Source organism: Kordiimonas marina (assembly GCF_023006325.1).
Lineage (GTDB): Bacteria > Pseudomonadota > Alphaproteobacteria > Sphingomonadales > Kordiimonadaceae > Kordiimonas > Kordiimonas marina.
This window is the reverse complement of the sequence record NZ_JAINDF010000001.1, coordinates 403725-426674: the sequence shown is the minus strand read 5'-3', so window position 1 is coordinate 426674 and position 22950 is coordinate 403725. Positions and strand designations below refer to the sequence as shown.

Genomic DNA, 22950 nt, shown 5'->3' with positions numbered 1-22950 from the left:
GTGTGTCAGGCTGGTTGGCTTATTCGGCCTGTGCCGGATGCTGGGCAGCCGCGGCCGGTTTACCGAACCCGAACACCGATTTTATTCCAGCCCAGAAGTGGCTGAATATACGGGTCAGGTCCTCGCCGATCGAATAAAGCGCCGGCACCAGGAATAGCGTGACGAAGAAGGCGATGAACACGCCCGATGTCAGCGATACCACGATCGGCTTCAGGAAGGCTGCCTGGATAGACCGGTCAGCAAGCATCGGGACAAGGCCGATGATTGTGGTGACCGAGGTCAGCATGATCGGGCGGAAGCGGGACACGCCAGCTTCGACGATAGCCTCAAGCGGTTTGTAGCCGCGTTCCTTCAGCTTGTTACAGGCATCCACCAGCACGAGGTTGTCGTTCACCACAACGCCCGCGGCGGCGGCGATCCCGAAGTAACTGAAGATCGCCATGGTGAGGTCGAGCGCAAAATGACCAAAGACCGCACCGACAAAGGCGAACGGTATCGCGATCATAATCGCGATCGGCTGCCAGTAGCTGCGGAACGCAATCGCCAGCATCATATACATGGCGAAGAACGCACCGAGATACAGCTTCATTACCTGGCTGACAAACTTGGCTTCCCCTTCAGCCTGGCCGATGGAGCCACGGATGATACCCGGATATTTCTTCTCCCACTGGGGGAAGAAATTCTTGTTCAGGTCCTTCATGATATCGTCGCGGACGTTTTCCTTCATGTCGGCACTGACACGGGCAGCCCTGTTGCCGTTCCAACGCTGGATGCGCTTGATACCAGGCGCAAACTTGAGGTTGGCAATCGACATCAGCGGGACCTCACGGCCATCAGCGGTACGGACGCGGAAGTCCTTCAGGCTTTCGATCGACCGGCGCGACGACTTGGGATAGCGCACCATGACCTTGACGTCCTGGCCTTCGCGCGGAATACGCTGGACCTCTTCGCCATAATAGGCCTGACGAACCTGGGTCATGACGTCGGACAGTGTCAGCCCAAGCTTTTCGGTCCCGGGCTTGAGCGTGATGCGGATTTCGTCCGACGCCCCTTCAAGGTTGTTGCGGATGTCATAAAGCGCGTCATAGGTGCGAAGCTTTTTCTCCAGATCAGCCACTGCAGCCCTCAGCGTAGTGAGGTCATGGTGACGGATCGAAAGCTCGAAGCCCGGATCCTTGTCGCCTTCGGTATAGCGTACAGACACTTCCTTGGCGTCAGGGATATCCCCCATCAGTTCGCGCAGCCGGATGGATGCTTCCTTGGCCGACAGGTCGCGAACTTCCGGCGGGGCAAGCTTGACAATGGCGATCACGCTGTCCCGGCGGGAGCGCGTGTACCAGTTCTCAATGAGCTTGCCCTTGCCTTTGGTCCGTTTATCGACTTCGGCGACCAGCTTCTTCTCGGCCCCCTGGAGCTGGCCCAGGATTTCGAGCGCACGGCTATAGGGTGTGCCTTCCGGCAGCGTCACGTTAACGATGATCTGGTCGGACTCGATCTCCGGCATGAAGGATTTCTTCACATAGTTATTGCCGAAGAGGCCAATGATGCTGATGGCAAAAATCCCGGCAAAGATGGTGAAGACCAGATACCGGTTACGGACAGCCCAGTTACCCATCTTGCGGTACTTGTGTTCGGCAAAATAGGTGATGCTGTCGGCAATCTTTTTCTGGAAGCGGCCGAAGGCGCCGAGCTTTTTGCGCGGCTTCAGGTGCGAGAGATGCGACGGCAGAATAAGGAGAGCTTCCAGGAGCGAGAAGCTGAGCGAGCACACAACCACCCACGTAATCTGGCGGGTGAATTCAGACGTCGATCCATCGAGGAACAGCCAGGGCAGGAAGGCAATAACCGTGGTCAGGACGGCGAAGATCACCGGCTTGGCCACAAGCTGTGTGCCGAAGACCGCAGCTGTGATGCCACCGCCTGTGCGCTGGCTTTCGGTATGGATGCTTTCCCCCACCACGATGGCGTCATCGACCACGATCCCGAGAACGAGCAGGAAGGCGAAGGTCGACAGCATGTTGATGGAGATATCCAGGGCCGGCAGCAGGATGAAGGCACCGGCATAGGCCGTGGCGATCCCGCCCGCGACCCAGAAGGCCACCTTCGGCCGAAGCGTCAGCAAGAGCACCAGCAGCACCAGCACCAGGCCTTGGATGGCCGAACTGCCGATGGTGTTGAGGCGGCTTTCGAACGCTTCGTTATTGTCGGTCCACAGCGTCAGCTTGGCGCCTTCAGGCAGGGTTGCCTGCCGTTCCTTGATCCATTTCTTGACCGAGCGGGACGCCTTGACGATGTCCATGCTGTCGGTGGTCATGATCTGAAGAAGGATGGCCGGTTCGCCGTTCAGGGTGGCAAGGATGTTATTGTCCTCGAAGCCGTCGATCACATGCGCGACGTCACCGACACGCAGGGTGCCGCCATCGGCGGTCTGGCGGACGATGATCTTTTCGAAGTCTTCCTTGCTGTTGGCCAGGCTGCGGGTCGTCAGCATATTTTCGCCAGCCTCGGTGCGGACGGAGCCGCCAGAGAGGTTGATCGAGTTTTTGCGGATCGCGGTTGCGATGTCATTGAAGCTGAGGTTATAGCGGCGCAGCGCTTCCTCGCTCACTTCGATCGAGACTTCTTCCCGGCGCGTGCCGAACAGCTGGACGATGGAAACATGGTCAAGCTGGGCGGCTTCCCGGCGCAGCTTTTCAGCCAGCCGTTTGAGTTCCTTCTCGCTCAGGTTCCCATGGACGGCGACCCGGATGAATTCGTTCCGGTTCACCCACTGGGAAATGCGTGGTGGTTCAATGTCCCTGGGGAGCGCGGTGATTGAATCGACCCGGCTTTTGACGTCATTCAGGAATTTGGTGAAGTTCTGGTTCGTACGCGCCAGGATATAGACAACACCGTAACCTTCCGATGAGGTCGAGCGGACCCAGTCGATATTGTCGAGATCGCTGACCGATTCCTCGATCCGGGCGACAACCTGTTGTTCCACTTCCTCAGGGCTGGCACCGGGCCAGGTAACCTCAATCTGCAGGCCGGGGAAGTGAACCTGCGGTTCCATTTCCCGGTCCATTGAAGTGAAGCCCAGGATGCCGGCGAGAAAGATACCGACCATCAGGAGGTTGGCCGCAACGCGGTTGCGTGCCCACCATTCAATAAGCTTATTCATCTTCGGCCCCCTTTAGCGCGACGGACTGTCGTCGGTGCGGGCGGCCGCCGCCTGAACACCATCGTCGGTGGTGGTGTCCTTCTTGGCGGTGCGCATGATCGGCAGCGCGGGCATCCCATCGTAAACGGCCTGAACTGGGGCTGTCACGACCTTGTCGCCGTCCTTCACCCCATCGCGGACATACAGAAGCTTGTCGCTGGTGGACAGGATGTCGACGGTGTGGATTTGCAGCTTGCCGTCGCGGATCAGGTAAACCTGGTCCTGTTTCCTCAGCGCGTCCCGCGGCATGACATAGGCATGTTGCGGGATAACGCCTTCGATCTCGGCATTGACATAAAGGCCGACGGCGAGCGGCATACCCTGGTGGGCACCGGCGCCATATGGGTCGGACACTTCGGCGACCGCATAGATCAGGCGGGTCTGCTTGTCGATCGCGGCATGGGTGCGCACGATACGGCCGGTCCATTCATGGGGCAGGCCGCCGACGGTAGATTTCAGTTTCACCACCGGGGCATCGCCCGCCTTGGCGACGAAGCCGATCGGCAGGGCCAGTTCCCGGAGCTGCTCATCTGTGAGCGGCAGGCGAACTTCCACTTTGTCAGTGGCGAACACGCGGCCGAGCTTGGTGCCGACCGAGACATACTGGCCAACGCTGACGTCGCGTTCCAGTACACGGCCCGAGTAGGGCACCTTGATCGCGGTCCGCGAAAGGTTGAGCTTGGCGTTCGAAAGGTCGGCCTGGGCTGCACGCAGCTTGGCCTGGGCTTCTGCGACCTGCGGCTGGTTCAAGGCCAGCGGGGTCGGCTCGCCGTCCTTGACCCAATCTTTCCACTGTTTGCGTTTGATACGGGCGTCGGCCAGCTGTTTCGCCAGGTTTACCTGGGCTTCGGCCACGCGGGCCTCGGCGCTGGCGACGGCCAGCTTATAATCGGCGTCTTCGATCTGGATCAGGGTTTCTCCGGGCTTGAACCCGGCCCCTGCCGCGAACGAATCGCTCATGGAAACGATACGGCCGGAAACCTGCGGTACCAGGTCGATCTCGGTCTTGGGCCGGACCTCACCCTGGGTGCGAATGGTCAAACGCACATTCTCCGCGCGGACAGGGTCGACATAAAGCGACACCGCACGGGGCTTTTCATCATTCTTTGCAGGAGCTTCTTTGGCTGCCCCGAGCATCTTAACAATGCCAACTGCAGCCACCAGCACCACGATTGGTGCGGCGATCTTGATTATATTCCTCACTGTCATCCTCGCATTTTAATGTGGCTTAAGCCACTTTTTGCTTATGCTTCTCTATATATATCACCGCTATATAGATGTCACTGTTTATTTGGGGAATTGCCGGGCATTGTCAATGGCCTAAATGGCGGCATTTGGCGGCCCCCAGCTGGTGAGGCGGGCTGGCAGAAGCCGCTATACTACTGTAGCATGGGTGCTTGATGAACCCACCCGCCGTTTGCTGATTGCAATTTTCTTCATTATTTCTATGATTTTGGACCAAATTTGAGGGCAGGAACGGGCTGGTGAACGAAAGCTTGGCATTGAACAAGAAAACAAAGTCTTCCGTGGGGGAAAGTGGGCATGCCGAGTGGTCTGTACTTCTTGACGCGCTGACGGAAGGCGTGATGGTTCGCCATGAGGATTCGATCCTTTACAGCAATGATACGCTCCGTTCCCTGCTGGCTTTCGACGGCACCCAGGAAGAGCTGAACACTGAGCCGATCGAGCGTTGGGTCCATGAGGCCGACAGGCCGCTTGTCGAGCGTCATTACCGCAAGCGTCTGGCGGGCGGCGGGCCGGACAATTATGAATTCCGCATGGTCCGCGCCGACGGTGAAGTCCGCTGGGTCGACTGCCGTGCCAGCCTGATCGAGTGGGACGGCACAACTGCTGTCGTCGGCTGCATCTATGATATTACCGACCGTAAACTGGCGGCCCAGGCGCGCAAGAAATCGGAACATCTGTTTCACAATGTCTTCCGTCTGACGCCGGAGGTGATGATCCTGTCCAGCCTGAGGGACGGCCATGTGCTGGATGTTAATCCGGCGTTCCTCAATGTGTTCGGCCGCCGGCGGGACGATGTTATCGGCAAGCCGATGGAGACGCTCGGCATTTGGGCGGATTCCACCTTCCACAACCGGTTCGTCGAAGAACTCAAGATGACCGCTTCGATGACCGATGTCCCGGCGACGGTGCGGACACGGGGCAAGCTCATCCGGCACTTCCGCCTGTTCGCCCAGAAGATCGAGCATGAAAACGAGCCCATGCTCCTGCTGATCGGCAGGGATGTGACAGATGATCTTTTGCAGGCGCAGGAGCTGCAGCGCAGCCGCGACACGGCCGAGCTCGCCAACCGCGCCAAGTCAGAATTCCTCGCCAACATGAGCCATGAGCTCAGGACGCCGCTCAATGCCATCCTCGGCTTCGCTGAAATCCTGCGGGATGAGATGGTCGGCCCGATCGGCAACCCGCGCTACAGCGAATATGCCCGCGATATCCACGAAAGCGGCACGCACCTTCTGTCCATCATCAATGATATTCTCGACCTTTCGAAGGTGGAGGCCGGGCGGCTGGAAGCTTATCTGACCTGGATCGACCCGCTTGAGGCGCTGGAGATGTGCGTGACCCTCGTACAGCAGCGCGCCTTCGAAGCAGGCCTGAGGCTTGAGCATCAGTTCGATGAAAGCGTCCTTCTGGAAGCGGACGAACGGCTCATCAAGCAGATCACGCTCAACCTGCTGTCGAACGCGGTCAAATTCACCGAACCGGGTGGCAATGTGACCGTGGCGCTTGAGAAAACCGGTACCGGCGGTGTGTGCCTCAGCGTTACCGATACCGGTATCGGCATGACGGCGGAAGAGATTAAAATCGCCAAACGCCCGTTCGGCCAGGTGGATAGCAGCCTGAGCCGCCGGCACGAAGGCTCGGGCCTCGGGCTGCCGCTGATCTCCGCCTTCGCGGAGAAACTCAACGCGACCATGACCATCGACAGCCAGCCTGGCGTCGGGACCCGTGTCAGCGTCGTCTTCCCGCCCTTCAAGGTGAAGGCCAAGGAAGAAGACTAACCCCCTATCCAGCCCCTGCGATCTATGGTGGAATAGGGCCTCTTTTCAGGGAGGTGCCATCATGACCCGCGAGCAGATCGAAACCCGTGAAGACAGGGACAGCCTTGGCGCCGTCCGCGTGCCGGTGGACCGTTACTGGGGCGCGCAGACAGAACGTGCCCGCCGCAATTTCCCACCGGGGACCGAGCTGATGCCCACGGTCTTTATCCGCGCGCTGGGGATGCAGAAACAGGCGGCTGCGCGGGCCAATGCAGCCTCAGGCGCCCTAGACGCCAAGCGCGCCAAAGCGATCGAGCTGGCGGCATCGGATGTGGTGGCCGGTAAGCTGGATGACCATTTCCCATTGCCGGTGTGGCAAAGCGGGTCAGGCACGCAATATAACATGAATGCCAATGAGGTGATCGCGAACCGGGCCGGGGAAAGCCTTGGCGCGGCGCTTGGGTCCTACGCGGCGGTGCACCCGAACGACCATGTCAATATGGCGCAATCCTCCAACGACACGATCCCGACGGTGATGAACCTGGCTGCCCTGATGGCATGGCGGGACGCGGGGGCCTTGGCGCTCGATGATCTGATCCATGAGGTGGAGGGCTGCGCCAGCCGGTTCGCCGGGCTGGTCAAAGTTGGCCGCACCCATTTGCAGGATGCAGTCCCGATGACGCTTGGCCAGGAATTTTCTGCTTTCTCCGCCCAGTTGGGGGCGGCGAGAGAGACGCTTTCCGGGGCCTTGAACAGCCTGTTGGCGGTTCCGCAGGGCGGCACGGCGGTCGGGACCGGGCTCAATGCGCCCGCGGACTTCGGTCCCGCTTTCGCGCGTGAACTGTCCGCCCTCAGCGGCTTCAATTTCACCAGCGCTGATAATAAGTTCGCCAAGATCGCCGGGCACCAGGACCTGTTCAGCGTCTCCGCCGCTCTGTCGGGGCTCGCGACCGTGCTTTATAAGCTTGCGAACGATGTCCGGCTTCTGGGCTCTGGCCCGCGCGCGGGGCTTGGGGAGCTGATCCTGCCGAAGAATGAGCCGGGCTCATCGATCATGGCGGGCAAGGTGAACCCCAGCCAGGCTGAGGCGATGACCATGGTGTGTGTCCGCGTCTTCGGCAACCATGACACGGTCACCCACGCGGCGGCGGGCGGACAGTTCCAGCTCAATGCCTATAAGCCGGTAATCATCTATGCCGTGTTGCAATCGGTGATCCTGTTGGGGCAGGCGATGGCAAGCTTCACGGCACGCTGCCTCAAGGGGTTGAAGGCCGATGAGGCACGCCTCAGCGCCAATGTCGCCCACAGCCTGATGGTGGCGACAGCCCTCGTGCCGCATATCGGCTATGACAAAACTGCTGAAATCGTCCTCAAGGCTGACCATGAAGGAACCGGCCTCAGGGAGGCTGCGCTCGCCCTACAGGCGCTCAGCGCAGCCGATTATGACAAGTGGGTCGACCCGCTTGCCATGACCAAAGGGGGGTAGCGGGCGTCAGGCCTTTTCGCGTTCGACCGCGCGCCAGCCGATGTCCGAGCGGCAGAAACCTTCGGGCCAATCAACCAGCTTGATCGTCTCATAGGCTTTTTCCTGGGCTTCGGTCACGGTCTTTCCGCGCGCGGTGACATTCAGGACCCGGCCGCCGGTTGCCAGCAGGTGGCCATCTTCCCGCTTGGTGCCTGCGTGGAAGATATAGGCGCCGGTGGTATCGGTCGCGCGCTCCAGGCCCTTGATCTCGGTGCCTTTTTTGTAGGAGCCGGGGTAGCCTGCCGCCGCCATAACGACGGTGAGCGCGGCGTCATCGGACCATTCGGCCATCTTGCCTTTGAGGTTGCCCTCAGCGGCCGCGATCAAGAGCGGCACGAGGTCGCTGGTCATGCGGGTCATCAGCACCTGGCACTCCGGGTCGCCGAAGCGGCAGTTATATTCGATGAGCTTGGGGCCGTCCTTGGTGATCATGAGGCCGGCGAAGAACACGCCCTTATAGGGGTGGCCCATATCGGCCATGGCGCGCACGGTGGGCTCGATGATCTCAGCCATCACCCGGGCATTCATTTCATCGGTCATCACGGGCGCGGGGGAATAGGCGCCCATGCCGCCGGTGTTGGGGCCGGTGTCGCCGTCGCCCACGGCTTTGTGGTCCTGGGCGGTGGCAAGCGCCAGCGTGTGGGTGCCGTCCGCCAGCGCGAAGAAGCTGGCTTCCTCGCCTTCCATGAATTCCTCAATCACCACTTCAGCCCCGGCCGAGCCGAAGGCACCGCCGAAGATGGTGTCGATCGCTTCAAGCGCTTCGTCCAGCGTCTGGGCGATGATCACGCCCTTGCCGGCAGCCAGGCCGTCGGCTTTCACGACGATGGGCGCGCCTTGCTCGCGGGTGTAGGCCTTGGCGCTCTCGGCGTCCGAAAAACGGCCGTAAGCGGCGGTCGGGATACCATACTTAGCGCACATATCCTTGGTGAAGCCTTTGGAGCCTTCAAGCTGGGCGGCGCCCTTAGTGGGGCCGAACGCCAGGATGTTCGCGGCGGTCAGGTCATCGACAAGGCCTGCGACCAGCGGCGCTTCGGGGCCTACGACCACAAGGCCGATATCGTGGTTCTGGCAGAACTCGATCACCGCGCCATGGTCGGCGGCGTCAAGGTCGAGGCAGGTGGCAACGTCAGCGATCCCGCCGTTACCCGGCGCGCAGTAAAGGCTGCCGATCATGGGACTCCGGGCAATTTTCCAACAAAGGGCATGTTCGCGGCCACCGGAGCCAATGACGAGAATATTCATATTTTTCACCTGGGTTGCTCAGGGTTGCTTGAAGGCTGCCCCCTTGTATCATAGGTTCCAGATCACTCAAGCCCGAATGGGCGGGAAAGAAAGGCATGAAGGAGATCAGGCCAGCATGACCGACAAGGACACCGGTGGCGAGCTCGGCACCAACATCCATGAATATACCGTCTCGGAACTCTCGGGCGCCTTAAAGCGCACGGTTGAGGACCAGTTCGGCTATGTGCGGGTGCGGGCTGAGCTTTCCGGCGTGAAGCGGGTTTCTTCCGGCCATGTCTATTTTGGCCTCAAGGACGAAAGCGCGGTGATGGACGGCGTGTGCTGGCGCGGTGTCGCCGCGCGCCTCGGTTTCGTGCCGGAAGACGGGCTGGAGGTTATCGCCACTGGCAAGCTGACCACATACCCCGCGCGCTCCAAATACCAGATGGTGGTCGACCATATGGAACCGGCGGGCGCAGGCGCCCTGATGGCGCTTCTGGAAGAACGCAAGAAGAAGCTCGCCGCCGAGGGCCTGTTTGCGCCGGAGCGCAAGAAGCGCATCCCGTTCCTGCCGAGGGTGATCGGTGTTGTGACCTCACCCACCGGGGCGGTGATCCGCGATATTCTCCACCGGTTGAATGATCGTTTCCCGCGTCATGTCATCGTCTGGCCGGTGCTGGTGCAGGGGCAGGGCGCGGCCGAGCAGATCGCAGCGGCGATCCGAGGCTTCAACGCCATCGACGGCTCAGGGAATGTGCCGCGGCCCGATGTGCTGATCGTCGCGCGCGGTGGCGGTTCGATCGAGGACCTGTGGTGCTTCAACGAAGAAGTGGTGGTGCGCGCCGCCGCGGACAGCACCATCCCGCTCATTTCCGCCGTCGGCCACGAAACCGATACCACACTGATCGATTATGTTTCCGACCTGCGGGCGCCGACGCCGACGGGCGCGGCCGAGAAGGCCGTACCGGTTCGGGAAGAGCTTCTCTATAGCGTGACCGATTTTGGCCGCAGGCTCGCCACTCAGCGCGGGCTCATGGTGCGCGACAGGGCCGAGCGCCTGCGCGGGCTTGTGCGCGGTTTGCCGACCCCGCGGGATATCCTCGGCCTTGCCGAGCAGCGGTTTGATGAACTGTCCGAGCGTCTGCCGCGCGGCCTGATGGCGGTGGCGCAAATCAAGGCCGCGAAGCTCAACCGGCTGGTGGGCGGCCTCAGCGTCGGGCGCCTGCGCCAGGCGGCGAGTTTCGGCGCCGACCGGCTGAAATCGCTCGATCGCCGGGTCACGCCCGCTTACAGCCGCCGCCTTGCCGACCTCAGCTCGCGGCTCGAAGCCTCGGGCCGGATGCTGGAAAGCCTTTCCTACACCCGCGTGCTGGATCGGGGCTATGCGCTGGTGACGGACGCGGGCGGCACGCCGGTTTCCCGTGCGGGCGCGCTCAGCACGGGGGATCAGGTGAATGTTCGTTTCGCTGACGGAACGACTGCCATGGAAGTGCTGGAAGGGCAGGCCGATCCGGCCCGCGCGCCCAAGGCGGTAGAGCCCGCGCCTAAGCCGAAACCCGCCGCCAAGCCCAAGAAGAAAGACAAGCCGGACGATGGCCGGCAGGGGACCTTGTTATGATAAGCCGTTCACGCTTCGCCGCAATTTTGCCAGCTTCTGTTGCTCCCCTAAGGGCTATGAAGAAGCATATTTTTATCGGCCTCAGTCTCGCTGTTATGGCTGCGCTGCCCGCGTGGGCGGTGACGCTCCATGGTACGCTCGCGCAAGGCGGCATGGCCTGGGGGCAGGTCACACCCGGGAGCAAGGTCGTGCTGGACGGCAATCCGGTGATGGTCGGCCCCAAGGGCAATTTCGTCATCGGCTTCGGCCGGGATGCGGCCCACGTCAGCCATCTGGTGGTCATGGGGCCCGACGGCAAGAAACAGACGAAGACACTGAAGATCAGGAAGCGTAAGTTTTCGGTCGAACGTGTGAACGGCCTGCCGCCCAAAACCGTGACCATGCCGCCTGAATGGCTTGCCCGCCGCAAGGTGGAAACCGGGCGGGTGGTCAAGGCGCGCATGGTGTTCACCGATGCGCTTGATTGGCTGCATGGCTTCACGATCCCCGCGCATGGGCGCTTCTCCGGCTTCTATGGCAGCCAGCGCATTCTGAACGGCAAACCGCGCAGCCCGCACTATGGCCTCGATATCGCCGCGCCTGTCGGGACACCGATTGTGGCGCCGGAATCCGGTGTGGTAAGGCTTGCTGACCCTGCTTTCCTGCTCGAAGGCGGGATCGTCATCATCGATCACGGCTTCGGCGTCAGCTCGACCATGTTCCATATGAACACGGTGGAGGTGAAGGAAGGCCAGCATGTGAAGCGGGGCGAACGCATCGGCACCATCGGCATGACCGGCCGCGCCACCGGCCCGCATGTGGACTGGCGCATCAATATCGGGGCGCTCAGGCTAGATCCTGAACTGCTCCTTAAAGACAAAAACGGGAAGGTAACGACGCGATGAAGACATTACTGCTTGCCACTACGGCCCTGGCCGCCCTGTCATTTCCAGCGATGGCCGATGACGGCGGCTTCAGCATCGACGGCTATGTCGGTGGCGTAAGCGACTATCGGGACCGCGGCATCGCGCTCTCCGAAAAGGACCCGGCGGTGGTCGCCTCCATCGGCGCCTACCATGAGAATGGCCTCTATTTCGGCGTCACCGGCGCCAGTATCAATGACCAGGTCGGTGGCGATGTGCGCGCCAAATTCTTCGGCGGCTACCGTATCGACAAGGGCGACTATGTCTATGACCTGTCGGTGGAGCTGGATAGCTTCCACGGGGGTGGCGACCGCTACTATCCGGACATCCGCGCCACGGTTTCGCGCGATTTCGGCATCGCCTTCATCCGGGGTGGGCTGAATTATGCGCCGGACGGCCGCTGGTCGCTGCCGGACAACAACAGCCTTTATGCCTTCACCAACCTGGAAGTGCCGATCCCGAACGTGCCGGAGCTGACGTTTGTCAGCCGGGCCGGTTACGATATGCGGGGTGGCGGGCGCTCCAACCTGTGGGACTGGGGCGTCGGGCTTTCGGCCTTCATCAGCGACCTGGAGCTCAGCGTCATGTATGAGGATTCAAGCCTGGACGGCCGCCTCGGCAAGGGTGCTGTCACCTTCGGGGCCAAATATTATTTCTGACCGCGCAGGCGGCAGGCATTCAAAACGGGCTGGCGATCGCTGGCCCGTTTTCTTTTGGGGCTTAGGCGGCCTTATAGCCGACGGTGCGGTCTGCCGGGAAAACGGCTGTCACCGTGGTGCCCTGGCCTTTGACCGACTGGATGATCAGCTGGCCGCCATGAAGCTCGACCAGGCTTTTCACCAGTGGCAGGCCGAGGCCCGTGCCCTCGTGGCTGCGGGTGGTGGTGGTACCCGCCTGCCCAAAGGGCGTGAGCGCGATTTCCAGCTCTTTCTTGGTCATGCCAAGGCCGGTGTCGTTGATCATCAGGCGGATCCCGCCTTTTTCATCGAGCCGCGCGCGCATCAGCACGGTGCCGCCAGCATCGGTGAACTTGACCGAGTTGGTAAGAAGGTTGATCAGGATCTGCTTGATCAGCCGCCTGTCGGCCTTAAGGAGCGGCAGGTCCCGCCCGATCTCGGTCTCCAGGTTGACGCCGCGTTCACTCGCGCGCTGGGCCAGCAAGGTTTTCACATCGTCAAAGACCGGCGCGATATCGATCTCTTCTTCCCTCAGCGTCAGCCGCCCGGATTCGACCTTGGACAGGTCCAGAATGTCATTGATGATATCAAGAAGGTGGCGGCCGCTGTCGTGGATATGGCCGATATATTCGTCATACTGCCGCGCCCCCAGCTTGCCGAACACATGCTGCGCCATCATTTCCGAAAAGCCGAGAATGGCGTTGAGCGGCGTCCTGAGCTCGTGGCTCATGTTCGCCAGGAACTCGGACTTGGACTGGTTGGCGATTTCGGCTTCCTGCATACTGCGGCGGAGCGCCCGGGTATGCCGCCTTTGCATGACAAGCAGCATCAGCGCGCCAAGGGCGGTGAGCACCGAGAAGATGACGATCAGCCGGTCATAATCGGCCCGGGCTTTCTTCAGTTCCTGTTCGGCGCGCTGTTTCGCCAGCATGGTTTCAAGGCTGGAACGCAGGTCTGTCACGCTGTTCTTGAAACGCTCATACTGGGATTTGTTCTGCGCGCGTCTTGCGGCATCCAGTGTCTTGAAAGCGTCTTCGGTTTTGCCCTCGGCGCGCTGGATATAGGCGCGGGTCAATAGGCCCTCGGCGTCCGGCCTTTTGGCGCGCACGTCCTGGTGGCTTTCATAATAGGCCTGGCTTTTTTCGAAATAGCGGCGCGCGTTCGCGACATCACCTAGGCGGGCGTAGCTCATGGCTGTCAGGTCGAACAGCGAGGTATCGAACGCCGGGTCGCTGGCGAAATGGTCAAGCGCATCGGTCGAAAGCCGGATGGCCTCCTTATAGTCGCCCTGGTCATAGGCGATCCAGGCAAGGCCATAGAGCACATAGTAGCGTCCCTGCACCCTCTGTGTCTGGTCGATGACCTTCTGCAGCGCCAGATAGCATTTCTTGGCAAGCTCGGTTTCCTCAAGGTCGTTGAGGACGGAGGCAAGGTTGAACAGTGCGGATTCCCGGTCGAAGGCGATATGGTCCTTCTCCGCGAGCGCCAGCGCCTTCGAGTAATAGTCGACGATCGGGTCGATCTCATCAACGCTGGTGTAGGTATAGGCGAGGGTGAGGTAAGCCAGCATCCGCATCCGATTGCCGCGCGGCGTGTCCGGCAGCGTCAGCGCGCCCTGCGCCATGGTGCTGAGGCCTTCGAGGAAATTGCCGAGGTCCGGCCCGATGATCGCCATCACGGCATCGGCGAAAAAGACCCCGGTCGTGTCGCCCTGCTTCTGTGCAGTCTCCCGCGTTTTCAGGATCAGCGTCTTGGCATCGATCGGCTGGCCCTCAAGCGACAGCCAGGTCGCCTGGCCGAGGTCGGCATAGAGCAGCAGTTCCTTGTCCCGGATTTTCGGGGCCAGCGTGCGTGCCTCGGCAGTGTATTTGGCAAGCGGCGCGGCCTCGGCGATATCGATGGCGTGGAAAATCAGTTCCTTGAGAAGCTCGGCCCGTCCCTTGGGAGCCGCGGTCTGTGCGAGCTTGGCTTCAAGCTCGGTCATGCGCAGGTGGGCATCGGCGGGGACTGCCGCAACCAGTTCGGGCAAAAGCGCAAGCGCCTTCTGGCGGCCTTCGGCGCTGAGCCTGATATCGGCATGGGCGCCGCTGCCTGCCAGCAGCGTCATCAGGCCGAAAAGGCCAATCCCGATATACCTCCACCACCCTGACATTATGCGGTTATTCCTCCTACGAGGCTGGGTTAACCCTATTGAGACACAAAAAAGGAAAACGAAAGTTAACGCGGGACTTAGCAGAATTTTTTTGCCTGAAACAGGGCAAAAAAGAAAAGGAAGTTCTCAGGCCGCCCGGTGCCGCCACTGAGCGAGCGCGGGGTCGACCCGTTCATGGATCGCCTTGAGGAGCGCGGGCGTGCAGCCGAGGATATGGTCATGCAGCGGTTTTTGGCGGTTATAGACCAGCTCGCGGCCCTCGGCGGTGCTGAGATGGCCGCCCGCTTCATTGAGGATGAGGTGCGCGGCCGCCACGTCCCAGTCATTCTTGGGGCGGAGCGTCACGCAGCAGTCAAACTGCCCATCGGCGATTTGGCACAGCCGGAGCGCGATCGAGTTGGCCTGTTCGGTGTGCATGCTATCCGGCCAGGGGGTCGGCCAGATTTTCTTGGACTTGAAGGCTGAGGGGTCGCCCATCATGCGGGCGGCGGTCAGGTCGGTCTCGCCCGACACCTGAATGGGGTTGCCGTTCTTGGTGGCCCCGTGCCCGGCTTCGGCGAAATAGAAAGCGTCTTTGACCGGCGCATAAAAGGCGGCCACCACCGGCTTCTGGTCCTGCACCAGGGCGACCGAAACACCCCAGTCATCCCCGCCGCGCAGGAAGGCGCGGGTGCCGTCGATCGGGTCGACGATCCAAAGCCTGCCACAGCGCAGGCGCTCGGAAGCGTCTTCGGTTTCCTCGCTCAGCCAGCCGTAGCCGGTGCGGTTCTGGGTCAGCGTCGTGCGCAGAAATTCGTCGACGGCGAGGTCGGCTTCCGAAACCGGGTTGTTGGGGGATTTGTCCCAGGCCTTCACCTCGCGCGCGAAGTAGGAAAGCGCAATACGCCCGGCTTCCTCGGTCACCTGGCGGACGAGTTTGACATCATCCTCAAGGCTCCAGGGGCAGCTTTCCTCGTCAAACGGTTCGGCCTCAGTCATCTCGCTCACATCCGGTCCGGCTTGGGGCACCATTCGGCTTTTAAGCCTCAGGCGCCTGCGACCATCATACCATCAATCCGCACGGTTGGCGCGTTCGAGCCATAGCGGAACTCAAGGTCCGATGCTGGCACAAGATGTTTGAACATAGTCTTAAGATTGCCCGCGATGGTGATCTCGCTCACCGGCGTGGTCAGCACCCCGTTTTCGATACGGAAGCCCGCCGCGCCCCGGCTATAGTCGCCGGTGACCGGGTTCACGCCCATGCCGATCAGCTCGGTCACGTAAATGCCGTCCTTGATGTCGGCCATCAGTTCGGCGGGGCTCATCTCGCCCGGCGCCATATAGAAGTTGCTGGTGGAAATGCCGGGCGCGGAGGACGTGCCCCGGCTCGCGTGGCCGGTAACCTCAAGCCCAAGCTGGCGCGCGGACGCGCTGTTTTGCAGCCATGAGGTCAGCCGCCCGTCCTCGACGATGTTCATTTTCTTCACGGCCACGCCTTCGCCGTCAAACAGGCGGGAGGACAGGCCGCGCTTGATGAACGGGTCGTCGACGATCTGCACACCGGGGGCGAACACCTCGGTGTCCATCGCATCTTTCAGGAAGCTGGTGCCGCGCGCGATACTGGTACCGGTGATGGCGCCGGAGAAATGCCCGATCATCGTGCGGGAAACCCGCGGGTCGAACACGATCGGCAGGCTGCCGCTTTTCATCTGCTTGGCGCCCAGGCGCTTGACCGCGCGTTCCCCGGCGGAGCGGCCGACTTCCGATGCCTTTTCAAGGTCTGCGAAAAAGCGCTTGTTGGACATGTCATAGTCCCGCTCCATCGCCGTACCTTCGCCCGCGACGGCGGCAATGGAAACCGAAAAGCTGCTGCCCCGGTAGCTTCCTGCGAAGCCGTGGCTGGTGACCAGCGCGATCGCCCAGCTGGAGGCACTGGCGCCCGCGCCCGGCGTGGTGGTTACGCCCTGAACGGCCAGCGCCGCGTCCTCGGCCTCGGCGGCCAGCTCGGCCAGCCTGTCGGCGGAAACATCCGTGTCGTCATAAAGGTCCAGCTCGGCCATCGGGCCTTTGTGCAGCGCTTCTTCGGGGGCGAGGCCGCAATATTCATCTTCCGGCACCGCGCGCGCCATATCGAGCGTGCGCTCAACCAGCGCCTTCAAGGCCTGGGGCCGCCTGTCGGAGGTGGAAACCATCGCCTGCTTCTTGCCGAAGAAGACACGGAGGCCGATATCCTCGCCTTCCGACCCCTCAACATCCTCCAGCTTGCCTTCGCGCCAGCTGACGCCGCGGCTGGTGGCTTCCACCGTGACGGCGTCGGCGGCATCGGCGCCGCCCTTTATCGCGGCGGCCACAAGGTCATTAAGAAGGTTGAGGGTCTTGTCGTCGGACATAAAACTTCCTGAAAAGGCTGTGGAACTGTTGCTCCGCACTTAGCCACAGATGGCCCATGAGAGCAAGAGCGCGGCAAGGGGCTGCCCGCATAGGCCGCCGCCGTGGTTCGTGCTATGCTGGCACAAGGCATCCTTGAAGGCAGGTGAGGTATTTATGAAGATGAGCAAGGTCAAATATTCGCTGGCATCGGTGGCAGGCGGACTGCTGGTGCTGTTCGCGGCCCAGAATATGGCGACCATCGAGGTGAATTTCCTCTTCTGGTCCTTCTACACCCGCCGCTTCGCCGTCATCATCTTCGCCGTCCTCGTCGGCCTCATCATCGGCTGGGCGCTGAGTGGGCGGAAGAAGGGGAAGGATAAGGAAGAGCCTAAATCGTGAAGCTGATGTTCAATTGTAAGTGGTTTAATTAACCTTGAAATAGCTGGTTTGATGCGCCACCTCTATAGAAGGAGGCGCTTATGACCTTTTGGCTTTTGCTGGTAGCAGGCGTGTTATGGGGGATACTCGTTTTCTTGGTTGCCCGGTTCGTGGCGCATACACGTCTTTCAAGAATTGTCCCATTCATTGTGCCAATCGTGGCCCTTATAGGGGCTTATCCCCTTGTCAGTGAATATTGGGCTTATGCGTCTTTTCAGGATTGGTGCAGTACCCATGCAGGTTGGTCCCGTTTCAAGCCTGTGACGGCGGATACGATTCTTCTGGAAGCGCGGGGGATTGATATCAAAAACGCCTTGTTGGCACAGACGGTAAGGAACGTGTTGTTCCGTAACTTTCCTGCGGCTGAGAATGGAGAGAACTCTCTTTTAGGGATAGAGAAGCCTAAAAACCAACTGCCGGAGCAGGGCGAGGTTTGCCAGCCTAAAATAGTGCGGTCTGAGGGGAAGGTTCTTGACGCCTATGGCCCGTATAGCCGTTATGGCCTTACTGCCTACGGTCTGGCTCTTCAGTTAAGAAAACGTCATATCTGCCTGTCCTTCGAAGGGGATTTCGACGAACCGCAGTTTCGTGTCCATTTGTGGCGTAGCCCTGGAGCCTGGTACAAAAAGACAGATCAACCTCCCAGCGTGGATCGTGTATTCCAGCTATTCGATGCGCAGAGCGGTGAGCTTCTTTCGGAATACAAGTTCGCGACCGGGCCGCATGGATGGCTGATAAAATCGATATGGCCGAATTCCTGGCCCCGTTACAATTGTGGGGCGCAGGCTTTTCACTCAGGCCCGTTTGAGGGTCGGTGGAATGGCAGTTTAACTTGGTTCCTTGAGAAGGCTCTGTTGCCGAAGCAAAGCTAGCTCAGCATCACTTCCAAATCTTCTTGCCCTCACCGGGGATGCCGAGGCTGTCCCAGATGGCGTCCACCTTCTCGATGACGGCGTTGTCCATGCGGATTTCCGTGCCCCATTCGCGGTGGGTTTCGTTGCCGACCTTGTTGGTGGCATCCAGCCCCAGCTTGCCGCCGAGGCCGCTTTCCGGGCTCGCGAAATCAAGATAGTCGATCGGGGTGTTTTCCACCGTCACGATGTCGCGCACCGGGTCCATGCGGGTTGAAATCGCCCACATCACGTCCTTCCAGTCGCGCGCGTTGATGTCGTCATCCACCACGATCACGAATTTGGTATAGACGAACTGGCGGAGGAACGACCACACGCCCTGCATGATGCGCTTGGCGTGGCCCGCGTAGGCCTTTTTCATGCTGACGACGGCGATCCGGTAGCTGCAGCCTTCGGGCGGCAGCCAGAAGTCGGTGATTTCCGGGAACTGCTGCTGCAGGAGCGGGATGAACACCTCATTGAGCGCTTCGCCGAGGATGGCGGGCTCATCCGGCGGGCGGCCGGTGTAGGTGGAAAGGTAAATCGGCTTCTCGCGCATGGTGATGGCCGACACGGTAAAGACCGGGAATTTCTCCACCGAGTTATAATAACCGGTGTGGTCGCCGTACGGGCCTTCGTCGCGGTAGTCGGTCAGGCTCACGTGGCCTTCGATGACGATCTCGGCGGTCGCGGGCACTTCCAAAGGCACGGTCTTGCACTTCACGAGCGGCACCTTCTTGCCGCGCAGGAGACCGGCGAATTGATATTCGCTCAGCGTATCCGGCACGGGGGTCACGGCGGCCAGAATGGTGCCGGGGTCCGCGCCGATCACCACGGCGGCGGGCACGGGCTCGGGGCTCACCTTTTTCCAGCGCTCATACTGCTGGGCACCGCCCCGGTGCTTCAGCCAGCGCATCAGCGTCTGGTTTTTGCCCAGGCGCTGCATCCGGTAGATGCCGAGGTTATAGTTATCCTCCGCCTTATCGGACGGGCCTTTGGTGACGACAAGCGGCCAGGTGATCAGCGGCGCGGGTTCGCCCGGCCAGCAGGTCTGCACCGGCAGCTTGAAAAGGTCGATGTCATCGCCCGTCAGCACCACTTCCTGCACCGGCGCTTTCTTCACCTTCTTCGGCTTCATCGACAGCACTTGCTTGGCGAGCGGCAGCAGCTCCAGCGCGTCCTTGATGCCGCGTGGCGGTTCGGGCTGCCTGAGGAACGCCAGCGTTTCGCCGACTTCGCGCAGCTCATGCGGCTCCCGGTTCATGCCCCAGGCGACGCGCTCGACCGTGCCGAACAGGTTGACGAGCACCGGCATGTCGGATTTCTCGCCGCGTTCGTTCACCACATTTTCGAACAAGATGGCGGGCCCGCCAGCGTGCAGCACGCGGGTCTGGATTTCGGTCATCTCCAGCTCGGTGGAGACCGGTTCGGTTACGCGCACAAGGCGGCCTTCAGCCTCCAGGCGGTCGATGAAATCTCTGAGTGAATCGTAAGTCATGGATGACCTTATAGGCGCTCATGTGCGCGCCGCCAAGATGGGAAGTGCGGATGGGGCGTCAGTCCGCCCGCACCACGCGTGTGGGCTTCACGCCGCCGAGCCAGTAGGCCAGCTCCGCCGGTTCGTCGATATCGAAGAAGACCATGTCGGCGCGTTTGCCGGTCTCGAGCGTGCCGCGGTCATGGGCAAGGCCGAGTGCTGAGGCCGCGTGGGCCGTGACGCCGCGCACGGCTTCCTCCGGCGTCATGCCGAACAGCGTGCAGCCCATATGCAGCATCAGCTGGATCGAAAGCGCGGGCGAGGTGCCGGGGTTGAGGTCGGTCGCCAGCGCCATGGCCACGCCTTCCTTCCTGAGCATCTCCACCGGCGGGCGCCTGTGCTCCTTCAGCACATAAAAGGCGCCGGGCAGTAGCACGGCGACGGTGCCCGCCTGCTTCATCGCGCGGATGCTTTCGGCACTCGCATATTCCAGATGGTCAGCCGACAGCGCGCCGTGCTTGGCGGCGAGCGCGCCGCCCGACAGATCACTCAGCTGGTCGGCGTGCAGCTTGACCTTCAGGTCATGCTTGGCTGCGGCTTCGAACACACGCTCAACCTGCTCGGGGCTGAAGGCGATGCCCTCACAGAAGGCATCGACCGCGTCGGCGAGGCCCGCTTCGGCTATCGCCGGGATCATCTCATCCGCCACATGGGCGATATAGCCGTCCTTGTCGCCCATATATTCGGGCGGCAGCGCATGGGCGCCGAGGAAGGTGGTGGTGACATCCACGCCCGCCTCCCGGCCCGCGATGCGCGCGGCTTCCAGCATTTTGGTCTCGTCCTGCAGCGTCAGGCCGTAGCCGGACTTGATCTCCACCGTCGTCACACCGTCTTCCGCCAGCCGCTTGAGCCGTGCTGTCGCCTGCTTCACCAGCGTGGCGACGCTGGCTTCGCGGGTTGCATTCACGGTGGAGAGGATGCCGCCGCCCCGGCGCGCGATCTCCTCATAAGAGACACCATTCAGCCGTTCCTCAAACTCGCGCGCGCGGTTGCCGCCGAACACCGCATGGGTATGGCAGTCGATAAAACCGGGGAAAACCCACTCACCGCCACAGTCCAGTATCCTGTCCGCCGCCACGTCCTCGGGCAGGCCGTCTTGCGGGCCCACGAAGGCGAGTCGGCCATCCAGAACGCCGATGGCACCGTCTTTCACCGCGCCGTAAGGCAGGCCGGTGGCACTCATGGTGGCGATGTTGATGTTGCGGTAAAGCGTGTCGAACATTGGTGTTTGTCCCCCTGTCTTCAGTCCCATTCCCGTCCACCAGCATACTGCCCGCTTGACAGAATATGCAAGCTTGTATGAACCTGTATATACAAGTTGAAGGAAACCCCATGCAGACGCATTATTTCACCGAAGGGCTGATCGGCCGGGACTGGGCGCATGACATCCGTGTCACGGTGGCGCCCGACGGCATGATCACCGAGATGGAAACCGGCGTGCAGGCGCCCGAGGGTCATCATGCGCGCGGGCCGGTCCTCCCGGCGATGGCGAACCTGCACAGCCATGCTTTCCAGCGCGGGTTCGCGGGGCTTGCCGAGGTGAAGGCCGTGGGGGCGTCCGATTTCTGGAGCTGGCGGCGGGCGATGTATCATTTCGCTGCGGCGATGACGCCGGAGGCGGCAGAAGCCATCGCCGCCCAGCTCTATCTGGAAATGCTCAAGGCCGGCTACACGGCGGTGGGCGAGTTCCATTATCTCCATAACAGCCACCGTGATCAGGCACTGGATATGTCCGGCGCGATCATGAAGGCGGCGGACGGTGTCGGCATCGCGCTCACCCACCTGCCGGTGCTGTATCAGGCATCGGATTTTGGCGGCAAGGCCCCGGAAGACGCCCAGCAGCCGTTCCTGCATGACACGGAAGATTTTATCCGGCTCCTCAAGGTTCTGGCCGCGCGGCTTGATGGCGGCAATCACCGGCTCGGCATGGCGTTCCATTCCTTGCGGGCTGTGCCGGAGGGCAGCTTTGCCCCAGCGATTGAAGCCCTGGAGGATATTTCGCTCAAGGCCCCGATCCATATCCATGTCGCTGAGCAGACGCGGGAGGTTGAGGCGTGTGAGGCCTTCTCAGGCAAACGCCCGGTTGAATGGCTGTTGGACACGCAAAACCTCGATGAGCGCTGGTGCCTTATCCATGCGACCCATGTTGTGGAAGCCGAATGGCGCGGCATGGCCGAACGCGGCGTGGTCGCCGGGCTGTGCCCGACAACCGAGGCCAACCTGGGCGACGGCCTGTTCCCGGCGGCGGAATATGCTGCGCACGGCGGCCGTTTCGGCATCGGCTCCGACAGCCATGTCAGCATCGATGCGCGGGAGGAGCTTCGGCTTTTGGAATATGGCCAGCGGCTGGCGCGGCAGGCACGCACGGTGCTCACCCCCGCCGATGGTGGTCACACAGGCCTCAATCTCTGGTGCGCGGCTGCTGAAGGCGGTGCGCAGGCGCTCGCCCAGCCGATCGGCGAGATCGCGGTTGGTAAGCGCGCGGACCTGATCGTGCTGGATGACACCTCGGCCACTTTCGCCGCCACCCACGGCGCGCACACGGTCGATGCTTTTGTCTTCGCCGGTCAGCCAAGCCCGGTCCGGGATGTGATGGTCGCTGGGAACTGGGTGATCGAAGACGGTGCCCACAAGAACGAGGCCGAAATCACCGGCCGTTACCGCGATACGGTTGCGCGCATCGCCGCCGATCTGGAGGTGCTGTCATGACCCTGCCGCTGCCCCGCTACGAACAGGTCAAACGCCATATCCTCGAGCGTATCGAACGCGGCGATTACACGGCGGGCGACAAGCTGCCGAGCGAGAATGAACTCGTCCGCGCGCTTGGTGTCTCGCGGATGACCGTCAACCGCGCGCTCCGGGAACTCACCGAGGAAGGCCATATCCTCCGCCGTGCCGGGATGGGCAGCTTTGTCGCGAGCCGAAGGATGCGCGGTCATGCCGCCGACATTGTCAGCATCTCCGCCGAACTGGCGGAGCGCGGTGAAGACTGGTCCGCTGAAGTGCTGGTCCTTGAGGAGGTGCAGGCGGCCAAAGACGTGGCTGAGCAGTTCGCGCTCTTCCCCGGTGCCCGGCTTTTCCATCTGATCGTCGTCCATAAGGGTGACGGCGTGCCGGTGGAGCTGGAGGAACGCTGGGTCAACCCGGACATCGCACCCGACATGCTCATGCAGGATTTCACCAAGGCGACACCGACCGACTATCTGCTTGCCGTCGCGCCCTTGTTGCGTGCCGAACATGTGGTGCGGGCGGTGGGCGCGAGCAAGGCCGAGGCCGCGCGCCTGGACGCCGTGCCCGGCACACCCTGCCTTGAAATCGGCCGCCGCACCTGGACCGGCGAGCGCGTGGCAAGCTACGCCCGCCTCCTGTACCCCGGCGACCGCTATGAACTCACCGCGCGCTTCTCGAACGTCGGCGCCGGCAATACGAATTGA

The 22950-nt window shown here is 61.6% G+C and carries 17 protein-coding genes; 9 read left to right on the top strand and 8 right to left on the bottom strand.

All coding sequences use genetic code 11. The annotated features are described in order from the left end of the window. Window positions 1-19: 19 nt before the first annotated feature. Together K6118_RS01940 and K6118_RS01935 are read right to left on the bottom strand one after the other, a co-directional pair. A complete protein-coding gene (locus tag K6118_RS01940) occupies window positions 20-3160 on the bottom strand; it encodes an efflux RND transporter permease subunit (protein ID WP_247118519.1) in 3141 nt (1046 codons plus the stop codon). 12 nt (window positions 3161-3172) lie between these two features. Further along, complete coding sequence (locus K6118_RS01935; protein ID WP_247118517.1) at window positions 3173-4402, bottom strand: efflux RND transporter periplasmic adaptor subunit; 1230 nt, start codon at window positions 4400-4402, stop codon at window positions 3173-3175. 281 nt (window positions 4403-4683) lie between these two features. Between K6118_RS01935 and K6118_RS01930 the strand changes: the two genes are divergently transcribed. Both K6118_RS01930 and K6118_RS01925 read left to right on the top strand, forming a co-directional pair. Further along, on the top strand, window positions 4684-6225 hold the full coding sequence (locus K6118_RS01930) for a PAS domain-containing sensor histidine kinase (RefSeq protein ID WP_247118515.1): 1542 nt from the start codon (window positions 4684-4686) through the stop codon (window positions 6223-6225). A 61-nt stretch (window positions 6226-6286) separates the two neighbouring features. After that, a complete protein-coding gene (locus tag K6118_RS01925; RefSeq protein WP_247118513.1) occupies window positions 6287-7690 on the top strand; it encodes a class II fumarate hydratase in 1404 nt (467 codons plus the stop codon). Window positions 7691-7696: 6 nt separating this feature from the next. Here K6118_RS01925 and purD read toward each other — a convergent pair whose 3' ends face one another. Next, on the bottom strand, window positions 7697-8974 hold the full coding sequence (gene purD / locus K6118_RS01920; protein ID WP_247118511.1) for a phosphoribosylamine--glycine ligase: 1278 nt from the start codon (window positions 8972-8974) through the stop codon (window positions 7697-7699). A 115-nt stretch (window positions 8975-9089) separates the two neighbouring features. Between purD and xseA the strand changes: the two genes are divergently transcribed. Genes xseA through K6118_RS01905 form a run of 3 tightly spaced genes read left to right on the top strand, consistent with a single transcriptional unit; the run spans window position 9090 to window position 12132 of the window. After that, window positions 9090-10571 carry an exodeoxyribonuclease VII large subunit gene (xseA, locus tag K6118_RS01915; protein WP_247118509.1) on the top strand — a complete coding sequence of 494 codons (1482 nt, stop codon included), beginning with the start codon at window positions 9090-9092 and terminating at the stop codon, window positions 10569-10571. A gap of 56 nt (window positions 10572-10627) precedes the next feature. Further along, entirely contained in the window at window positions 10628-11455 is an 828-nt protein-coding gene (locus K6118_RS01910) for a M23 family metallopeptidase (RefSeq protein ID WP_247118507.1), read from the top strand. Next, window positions 11452-12132: a TorF family putative porin gene (locus tag K6118_RS01905; RefSeq protein ID WP_247118505.1), complete on the top strand. Its 681-nt coding sequence runs from the start codon at window positions 11452-11454 to the stop codon at window positions 12130-12132. The genes K6118_RS01910 and K6118_RS01905 overlap by 4 nt, the downstream gene beginning before the upstream one ends. A gap of 61 nt (window positions 12133-12193) precedes the next feature. Here K6118_RS01905 and K6118_RS01900 read toward each other — a convergent pair whose 3' ends face one another. The 3 genes from K6118_RS01900 to K6118_RS01890 all read right to left on the bottom strand — a co-directional run bounded on the left by K6118_RS01900 (window position 12194) and on the right by K6118_RS01890 (window position 16671). Next, complete coding sequence (locus K6118_RS01900; RefSeq protein WP_247118503.1) at window positions 12194-14302, bottom strand: ATP-binding protein; 2109 nt, start codon at window positions 14300-14302, stop codon at window positions 12194-12196. A 126-nt stretch (window positions 14303-14428) separates the two neighbouring features. Then, window positions 14429-15280 carry a 3'(2'),5'-bisphosphate nucleotidase CysQ gene (locus tag K6118_RS01895; protein ID WP_247118750.1) on the bottom strand — a complete coding sequence of 284 codons (852 nt, stop codon included), beginning with the start codon at window positions 15278-15280 and terminating at the stop codon, window positions 14429-14431. A gap of 47 nt (window positions 15281-15327) precedes the next feature. Then, window positions 15328-16671 (bottom strand): TldD/PmbA family protein, encoded by a 1344-nt coding sequence (locus K6118_RS01890; protein WP_247118500.1) that lies wholly within the window; start codon window positions 16669-16671, stop codon window positions 15328-15330. A 154-nt stretch (window positions 16672-16825) separates the two neighbouring features. Between K6118_RS01890 and K6118_RS01885 the strand changes: the two genes are divergently transcribed. Further along, complete coding sequence (locus K6118_RS01885) at window positions 16826-17050, top strand: lipopolysaccharide assembly protein LapA domain-containing protein (protein WP_247118499.1); 225 nt, start codon at window positions 16826-16828, stop codon at window positions 17048-17050. 80 nt (window positions 17051-17130) lie between these two features. Continuing rightward, window positions 17131-17961 (top strand): hypothetical protein, encoded by an 831-nt coding sequence (locus tag K6118_RS01880; protein WP_247118498.1) that lies wholly within the window; start codon window positions 17131-17133, stop codon window positions 17959-17961. A gap of 7 nt (window positions 17962-17968) precedes the next feature. Here K6118_RS01880 and K6118_RS01875 read toward each other — a convergent pair whose 3' ends face one another. Further along, a complete protein-coding gene (locus K6118_RS01875; RefSeq protein WP_247118497.1) occupies window positions 17969-19477 on the bottom strand; it encodes a UbiD family decarboxylase in 1509 nt (502 codons plus the stop codon). Between the two features lie 58 nt (window positions 19478-19535). After that, a complete protein-coding gene (gene hutI / locus K6118_RS01870) occupies window positions 19536-20738 on the bottom strand; it encodes an imidazolonepropionase (protein ID WP_247118496.1) in 1203 nt (400 codons plus the stop codon). A gap of 110 nt (window positions 20739-20848) precedes the next feature. Between hutI and K6118_RS01865 the strand changes: the two genes are divergently transcribed. Continuing rightward, a complete protein-coding gene (locus K6118_RS01865) occupies window positions 20849-22225 on the top strand; it encodes a formimidoylglutamate deiminase (RefSeq protein WP_247118495.1) in 1377 nt (458 codons plus the stop codon). Next, window positions 22222-22950, top strand: a complete 729-nt coding sequence (hutC, locus tag K6118_RS01860; protein ID WP_247118476.1) for a histidine utilization transcriptional repressor HutC — start codon at window positions 22222-22224, stop codon at window positions 22948-22950. The genes K6118_RS01865 and hutC overlap by 4 nt, the downstream gene beginning before the upstream one ends.